At 72.8% G+C, this 8,038-nt stretch carries 8 protein-coding genes; 4 read left to right on the plus strand and 4 right to left on the minus strand.

Annotated features, from left to right (window positions below):
• Window positions 1-4 precede the first annotated feature (4 nt).
• The 4 genes from AFR_RS18645 to AFR_RS18660 are packed head-to-tail and all read right to left on the minus strand — an operon-like array spanning window position 5 to window position 3,444.
• Window positions 5-910, minus strand: coding sequence for a TauD/TfdA family dioxygenase (locus AFR_RS18645; protein ID WP_023362351.1), 906 nt, complete (start codon window positions 908-910; stop codon window positions 5-7).
• Window positions 911-926: 16 nt separating this feature from the next.
• Window positions 927-1,766 (minus strand): ABC transporter permease, encoded by an 840-nt coding sequence (locus AFR_RS18650; RefSeq protein ID WP_023362352.1) that lies wholly within the window; start codon window positions 1,764-1,766, stop codon window positions 927-929.
• Window positions 1,763-3,010, minus strand: coding sequence for a methylaspartate mutase E chain family protein (locus tag AFR_RS18655; protein WP_023362353.1), 1,248 nt, complete (start codon window positions 3,008-3,010; stop codon window positions 1,763-1,765). The genes AFR_RS18650 and AFR_RS18655 overlap by 4 nt, the downstream gene beginning before the upstream one ends.
• Window positions 3,007-3,444, minus strand: a complete 438-nt coding sequence (locus tag AFR_RS18660) for a cobalamin B12-binding domain-containing protein (protein ID WP_023362354.1) — start codon at window positions 3,442-3,444, stop codon at window positions 3,007-3,009. The genes AFR_RS18655 and AFR_RS18660 overlap by 4 nt, the downstream gene beginning before the upstream one ends.
• Window positions 3,445-3,764: 320 nt before the next feature.
• Here AFR_RS18660 and AFR_RS18665 point away from each other — a divergent pair, with 320 nt between their 5' ends.
• The 4 genes from AFR_RS18665 to AFR_RS18680 are packed head-to-tail and all read left to right on the plus strand — an operon-like array spanning window position 3,765 to window position 8,003.
• Window positions 3,765-5,480: a fatty acyl-AMP ligase gene (locus tag AFR_RS18665; protein ID WP_238547304.1), complete on the plus strand. Its 1,716-nt coding sequence runs from the start codon at window positions 3,765-3,767 to the stop codon at window positions 5,478-5,480.
• Complete coding sequence (locus AFR_RS18670; protein WP_023362356.1) at window positions 5,477-7,015, plus strand: acyl-CoA dehydrogenase family protein; 1,539 nt, start codon at window positions 5,477-5,479, stop codon at window positions 7,013-7,015. Before AFR_RS18665 ends, AFR_RS18670 begins: the two co-directional genes overlap by 4 nt.
• On the plus strand, window positions 7,012-7,719 hold the full coding sequence (locus AFR_RS18675) for an oxidoreductase (protein ID WP_023362357.1): 708 nt from the start codon (window positions 7,012-7,014) through the stop codon (window positions 7,717-7,719). The genes AFR_RS18670 and AFR_RS18675 overlap by 4 nt, the downstream gene beginning before the upstream one ends.
• Before the next feature lie 17 nt (window positions 7,720-7,736).
• Entirely contained in the window at window positions 7,737-8,003 is a 267-nt protein-coding gene (locus AFR_RS18680; protein WP_023362358.1) for an acyl carrier protein, read from the plus strand.
• Window positions 8,004-8,038: the final 35 nt, after the last annotated feature.

Raw genomic sequence — 8,038 nt, forward strand, 5'->3', positions numbered from 1 at the left:
TCTGTCAGAGGCGGACCGGATCGCTCATGCCGACCAGGATCTCGCGGGCACCCCGGTACGGCTCGCGGCTGTGCGCCGTGAGGATGTTGTCGAGCACCAGCACGTCCCCGCGCTGCCACGGCTCGCGGACCGTGTGCTTCTCGTAGACCTCGTTGATCGTGTCGACGGTGTCCCGGTCGAGCGGCGTCCCGTCGCCGTACGCGGTGGTGAACGGCAGCCCGTCCGAGCCGAACTGGGCGACCAGGAACTCCCGCACGTCGGGGTCCATCGTCCACTCGTTGAGGAACGCGAGCTGGTTGAACCAGCAGTCCTCCCCGGTCACCGGGTGGCGGACCACGGCCGGCCGCTGCTGGACCGTCCGCAGGGTGCCGTCGGCGTCCCAGGTCGTCGTGATGCCGTGCTCGGCGCAGTACGCCTGCGCGGCCTCCCGGTCGGTGGTGCCGAACGCGTCCTGCCAGCTGATCCCGACCACTCCCGTGTAGCTGCGCAGCAGACGCCAGCCCGTTGCGGTGCTGCGGCGTACAAGATCGGCGGGGAGGCCGGCGAGGACCGCGCGGGTGTCGGCCAGCGCGGTGATGCCCCCGGAGACCGGCGGGGTGACACAGGCCAGCACCAGCTGGCGGGGCACCTCGGCGCGGTAGCTCAGCTCGTTGTGCATGCACATGGGCTGGTCCGGCGGCCATTCGCTGGACGAGTGCACACCGGCGCCGTGGTTCTCGCGGGGTGCGAACCCCTCGCGCTCGTCCAGGGGGCCGGCGGTGAGCGTACGGATGACGGCAGCGGCCTGGGCCCGGTCGGTGATCGGGAGGCCGCGGATCCGGACCCAGCCCTCGATCGCCGCCCGGGATCGAATCTTGTCGCGGTGCGCGGCGAGCCAGTCCGTGTCACCGGTTGCTTCGAGTGTCGACATCGCAGGGTTTCCTCTCTCAGATGAGCGGGCGCCGGAATCCGCGCACCGCGACGGTCGCCCCGGCCACCGCGACCAGCACGCTCATGCCCAGAGCCAGCCAGATCCGGTTGCCGACCGGCAGGTCCAGGGCGAGGCCGCGGGCCGCGTCCATGGCGTACGTCAGGGGGTTGACGGTGGCCAGGGCCTGCAGCCAGCCCGGGAGCCGATCCGTGGGCACGAAGGCGCTGGAGGCGAACATCAGCGGGAAGGTGACCAGGAAGCCCGCGCTCTGCAGCGCCTCCGCGTTGCGCAGCCAGGCGGCCAGCGCCAGGAAGACCCAGGTCAGCGCCCAGATGACAAAGCAGGTCAGCAGCAGCGCCGCGAGCAGGCCGAGCGGGCCGCCACCGGGGTCGGCGCCGAAGAACAGCACCGCGCACAGCACCAGGACCACCAGCTGCAGCGCGGTCCGGAGCAGATCGCTGAAACTGCGGGCGAACAGCAGCGTCGCGGCGTTGACCGGCAGCGTCCGCAGGCGGCTGACCACGCCGTTCTGCATGTCGCGGACCAGGCCGATACCGGAGGCGACCGCCGGGCCGATGCCGGTGGTCACCAGCAGAGCGGGCAGCAGGAAGTCGATGTAGGGCAGGTCGCCCGGGAGGTGGCTGCGGTCCACGATGACCCCGAAGACCTGGCTGAGCAGCAACAGCATGAAAACCGGCTGCAACAGGTTGAGCACCAGGGCGCGCGGGTTGGCCAGCTGCGCCCGGACGGCCCGCGAGGTCAGGATCAGCAGCTGCGTGGGGGGTGCCACGCCGGTCCAGCGGGCGGGGAACGGGTCCGTCACCGGGGGTGCGGCAGCCTCGGCCTGGGCGGTCATGGTGCTCCTTCGTCGTACCGGTGCTGCATCCCGGAGAGCGCGGTGAGCAGGCCGGTCGCGGTGAGCCGCCGGGCCGGGTGGCCCGCGCGGGAGGCGGGGATCGGCATCGCGCCGGTGTCGGACCAGAGCAGCCGGCCGTGGTCGTCGACGTAGCTGCGGGACCGGCCGGCGTTGTCGGGGTGCAGGCAGAACGGCACGTCGAGCAGCCCGCGGGCGAACGCCGCGATCAGCGCGTCACCGACGTCGTGGTCCAGGCTCAGCACGGCCTCGACCAGCGCGAGCGCCTCCTCGTAGACCTCGGCGCCGTCCTGATCGGGCAGCCGCCGGACGCCGGCGGCCCGGTCCGCCGCCAGTTCCAGGGCCTCGACGTTGTCCGCGATGGTCGGGATGCGGTGCGCCTCCGCGGCGGTCTTCACGATGAGCCGGGCGGCGCCCGCGGTGACCGCGAGCTCGGCGGCGGCACCGAGCAGGCGCAGCGCGCCGCCGTGCGTCCGGGGATAGACCCCCATGTACGCGTAGAGCACGATGTGCCACTCGACCCCGGGCAGCAGGTCGGCGGCGAGCCGGCGCAGCGCCGCGAGGGCCTGCCGGTCCTGTCCGGGGTTCTGCTGCTGGGCGTAGGACAGCGAGATGCTGCGCAACCCGTGCTGCGCGAAGAACAGCCCCTCGAGGAGGCTGATCGCGACGAGCAGTCCGGGCGGGCAGAGCTGGCCCAGCATGCAGCCGCCGAACGACTCCAGGTGCGGCACGACGCCGTGCCCGGCGGTGTCCGCGAGCATCAGGCAGCTCCGCCGCCAGCTGGCCACGGCGTCGCGCAACGGAGTCCGGCTGTACGGCAGGCAGTAGGAGACGGGCCCGCCCTCGGTGGCGTCCAGCCCCAGCTCGATGAGCGCGGCGAAGATGTGCTCCGGCCGTGGCGAGCCGTGGCGTACCTGCACCGGGAAGGTGGCGTCCCGCAGCCCGTCGAGCACGGCCAGGGACGTGGCCCGGGGCAGCGCCACGATCGGATAGCCGTTCAGCGGGGCGTTCTCGCGCAGTGCCCGGGCCACCGACTCGTCGTCGCCGACCCGGGTGTAACTGTCGAGCGTGAGGGTGCCGACCGTGGTGGCCGCGGCGGCCTTCGTCGCCGCCAGGCCCTCGCGCATCAGGGCCGGGTCGCCGAACCCCATGCGGGGCTGGACGACCAGGGCGCCCCGGCTCTGCGCGCGGGTGACGAACTCGCCGAAGGGCGCCGCGGCGGTCACGACGCGACTCGGGCGCTCAACCGTCCGACCAGGGTGCGGAAGCGGGTCAGGTCGCCGTTCTCGAACACGGCGTCGTACCCGGCGGCCCGCAACCGGCGGACCAGGCCGACGTTGCGCAGCCCGTCGGTGCTCAGCTTGCCGCCGATCACCACGGGCGTGCCGGCCAGCTCGGGCCGGGCGCGCAGCTCCTCGATGAGGCGCAGGCCGTCGTGGAAGCCGTGCCCGTTGACGCTGCTGACCACGACCAGGTCGGGATTGTCGCCGAGGCATTCCGCGGCGACGAGTGCGGGCGGGACACAGGCGCCGAGATTGTGCACCCGGCAGCCCATCTCCTCCAGCATCAATTGCAGATAGACGAGGTTCCAGGTGTGTGAGTCGGAGGAGGTCCCGGTCACCAGAATGGACGGGCCCGGAATGGCGTACGTGAGATTCATGAGCGACCCGAAATTGTGCGGCAATCAGCCGGGATCAATTGGTTTCGCGCCGACTCTACTGTGTCCGGACGGTGCCCGGAGGCCCGTACGGTGGCCGCAACCGGCCGCTACGGCCCGGGAACGGCGACCGATGTGGGCGATTTGCTCGGACCGTCGCACCGCCGTGGCCCATCCCATGCAGTTTGCTGTCAGACGCTTCCCCGCACTCGCCCGGTCCCGGTAGAAGTAACGGGGCCGACATCGGCACGGACGATCGGGGAGCGGGCGAAATGGTGGAGCTGCGGACGGCAGAAAGCATTCCGGCGGTCTTGCGGAAAAGCGTGGAGAATACGCCGGACCGCGGAGCCTCGGCTTTTGTCACGCATCTCGACGACCCCACCGGTGTCGCCTGGCTGACCTACGCCGAGCTGGATCGGCGGGCCCGCGCCGCGGCCGTCCAGTTCTCGGCGCACGCCGCCCCCGGCGACCGGATGCTGCTGCTGCACCCGGCCGGGCCCGACTTCCTGATCGCGCTGCTCGGCTGTCTCTACGCCGGCCTGGTCGCGGTCCCGTCCCCCCTGCCCGGCCGGTACGCCCACCAGCGCCGCCGGTTGCGCCTGATCGCCGCCGACGCCGACGTGGCGGCCGTGCTGACCGCCGGCGAGTCCCGCGACGAGGTCACCGGCTGGGCCGCCGAGCAGGAGCTCGGCGCGGTTCCCGTGCTGACGCTGGACGGCACCGCCGACGCGGACGCTTGGACACCGCCGCCGTTGAGCCAGGACACGGTCGCCGTCCTGCAGTACACGTCCGGGTCCACGGGCGACCCCAAGGGTGTGGTCATCGACCACGGCAACATCCTGCACAACGCCGCCACGATCATCGCGGTGACCGGGATGCGACCGGGGTACGCCGTCGGCGGCTGGCTCCCGCACTTCCACGACATGGGGCTGATGGGCCTGCTGCTGCCGCCGTTGCTGGCCGGTTCGGCGAGCGTGATGACCAGCCCGATGGCGTTCCTCAAGCGCCCGCTGCTCTGGTTGCAGATGATCGACCGGTTCAACATCGAGATCAGTGCCGCCCCCGACTTCGCCTACGACCTGTGCGTCGCGAAGGTCACCGACGCCCAGCTCGCCGGCGTCGACCTGTCGCGCTGGCGGGTGGCCATCGACGGCTCCGAGCCCGTCCGCGCGGCGGTCCTCACCCGTTTCCAGGAGCGGTTCGCGGCCGCCGGGCTGCGGCCCGAGGCGGTGACCCCCAGCTTCGGCATGGCGGAGGCGACACTGTTCGTCTCCGGCGCCCCGGACACCCCGTTCGTCATCCGTCACGCCGACACGGATCTGCTGCAGCGCAACGAGTTCCGGCCCGCGACCGGCGACCGGCCCGGCCGTGACGTGGTGTCCTGCGGCGCACCCGTGGACGTCGAGGTGCGGATCGTCGACCCGGACAGCACCGAGGTCCTCGCGGACGGTCAGGTCGGCGAGATCTGGCTGCGCGGCCCGTCGATCGGGCGCGGTTACTGGGGACGCGACGCGGGGACAGCGGGCTTCGGTGCGGTGACCAGCACCGGTGACGGCGGCTATCTGCGTACCGGTGATCTCGGCACGCTCTTCGAGGGTGAGCTCTACGTGACCGGCCGGCGCAAGGACATGCTCGTCCTGCGCGGCCGCAACTACTACCCGCAGGACATCGAACACGAGCTGCGGGTGCACCATCCCGAGCTGTCCGGGCGCGTCGGCGCCTGCTTCTCCGTGCGATCGCGCGACGAGGCGGGCGGGGGCGAGGAGGTCCTCGTGGTCACCCACGAGGTGCGGGGGATCTCCGATCCGGACCGGCTGTCCGCCCTCGCGGCGGCCATGCGGCTGACCGTGGCCCGGGAGTTCGGTGTGCAGAGCGCGGCGGTTCTGCTGCTGCGCCCGGGTGCGGTCGCCCGCACGACCAGCGGCAAGATCCAGCGGGCGGCGATGCGGGAGCTCTTCGAGACGGGCGCGCTGGAGCCCGTCGCCGGGGACGTCGACCACCGGCACGTCGCCGGCCCGGCCGCGGTGGCGGCCCGATGACGGACCTGTCCACCCTGCTGCGGGGAGCCGCGTTCGACCCGGCGACGCTGGCGAAGCTCGACGAGGCCGAGGAGTTCCCGGCCGACGCCTGCGCGGCCCTCGACGACTTCGGCCTGCCCGGCTACTACGTGCCCGCCGAGCACGGCGGTGTGCTGCGAGGTTTCGACGAGGTCGCCACCCTGCTGCGCGAGGTCGCGGGCCGTGATCTGACGGTGGCGGTCGCGCACGGCAAGACCTACCTCGGTGCCGTCGCCACCTGGATCGCCGGTGAGCCCGCTGCCGCCGCCCGGCTCGGCGAGCGGATCCGGGCCGGTGCGGTCGTCTCCTGCGCCCTGACCGAACGCGCCCACGGCAGCGACCTCCTCGGCGGCGAGGTGACCGCCCGTCCGGCCGGCGACGGCTGGACCCTCGACGGCGAGAAGTGGCTGATCAACAACGCGACCCGCGCGGAGCTGGTCACCGTTTTGGCGAAGACGGACCCCGCCGGAGGCCCTCGGGGCTTCACGCTCTTCCTGCTCGACAAGAACCGGCTGGAACCCGGCGCCCTGACACCCTCGCCCAAGGTTCCGACGTACGGGGTTCGCGGCGCGGACATCAGCGGGATCGTCCTGCGCGATGCCAGGGTCGGGGCGGACGCGGTGATCGGACCGGTCGGGCACGGCATCGAGATCATCCTGAAGGCGCTGCACATCACGCGGACCGCCTGCGTGGCGATGTCGCTCGGCGCCGGTGACCACGCCCTGGAGCTGGCCGGGGCGTTCGCCCGCGAGACGGTCGTGGACGGGCGTCCCCTCGCCGACCGGCCCGCGATCCAGCGGGTGCTCGCCGACGCGGCGGCCGCCCTCGACCTCGCCTCGGCGGCAGCGACGGTCGCGGTGCGGGCCATCACGGGTCTGCCCCGCGAGCTCAGCGTGCACTCGGCCGTCGCCAAGGCGTTCGTGCCGGCCCAGGTCGACGACCTCATCGCCCGGCTCACCGTCGCCCTCGGCCCGTACGGCCTGCTGGGTGCGGACTTCCGGCACGGCGCCTTCGCCAAGCTGGAGCGCGACGCCCGCATCATCGGCATCTTCGACGGGTCCAGCCTGGTCAACCGCAACTCCCTGATCGACCAGTTCCGGCGGCTGTCCCGCGCCTGGCGCAAGGGGGAGTGGAACGTCTCCGGCCTGGCCGAGGTGACCACCCCGGACGCGGCGCCCAGCCCTTTCCGGCCGGGTGCCCTGTCGCTGGTCACCGACGGCAACTCGGTGCTGACCGCTCTGCCCGGCGCGGCCCGTGCGATGACAGCCTCGGACCGTTTGACCGGACTCGTCGACCGGGTGGTCGCGGCGACCACCGGCGTGCACGAGGAGATGGCGGCGCTGACGATCCGGCCGCACGCCGTGCCGCCGGCCGCGTTCGAGCTCGCGGAGCGTTACGAGCTCTGTTACGCCGCCGCCGCCGGGATTCACCTGTGGCTGCACGAGCCCCGGCCCGCCGGCGAGACCCGTCTCGTGGCGTTGCTGGAGCGGGCCCTGACCGGGGTCGGTGCCCGATGACCACCTTGGACCAGCTGCTCGGTGACCCGTACGACGCCGCCAACCCGTACGGGTTCGCGGCGATCGGCGCCGGTGCCGCGTTGCCCGCGGGCTCCGGGACCGGCGAGGACCTGCGGGCGCTCTACCGCCGGTCGCCGCGGGCCGCCCGGGCCGCTCACCCGGCGGTGGACGACCGGCGCCGGCTCGGCGCGGCGATCGGCGCCGTCGACAGCGGTCTGCGCATCACACTCCGGCACCTGCGCGCCCGTCGCCTCTACGACCGCCCGGCGACCGAGATCCCGTACCTGCGCTCGGCCCTGGCCGGAGTGCTGGCCGATCTGCTGCTCTGCGACCGCCTGCTGGCAGCGGCCGACCTCCGCGTGGCCCGGGGTTTGGTGCCGCAGGCGCTGCTCGGGGCGATGGACGGCCTGTCGGTCCTGCTCGGTTCCCGGTTCTACATCCGCGTCGGCGAGCAGGCGATCTTCCCGGTGCTGTTCCGCGAAACCCAGGACGACCTGCTGGCGCTCGGCACCGCCGGACCCGCCCCGGTGACGGACGTCCGGGCGCTGCTGCCGGGTGTCGACGCGCCCGCCCTGCACCGCGACCGCGGCGGCTGGCGGACCCCGCCGGGACCCGCTGCGGACCTCGTCGACGACCTGTTCGACCGCTACCACGGCAACCGCTCGTTCGACCTGAGCCGCCGGCCGCTGCCGGACCGGCCCTGATCCCCTTGAGGAGCGTCATGTCAGACCTCAGCACCGCACCCACCCTCGACAGCCTGCGCGTCTGGCTCGTCGACTGCGTCGCCGGTCACCTCGGCCTCGACGCGGCCACCATCGCCACGGACCTGCCGCTGACGTCCTACGGCCTCGACTCCGTTTATGCCCTGTCGATCGCCGCGGAGCTCGAGGACCACCTGGACGTCTCGCTCGATCCGACCCTGATCTGGGACCACCCCACGATCGACGCCCTCAGCACGGCCCTGGTGGCCGAGCTGCGTTCCGCCTGAGCGTCACCGCCCGACCGCGAGAGGATCCCGCCACC

Source organism: Amorphoplanes friuliensis DSM 7358 (genome assembly GCF_000494755.1).
Classification (GTDB): domain Bacteria; phylum Actinomycetota; class Actinomycetes; order Mycobacteriales; family Micromonosporaceae; genus Actinoplanes; species Actinoplanes friuliensis.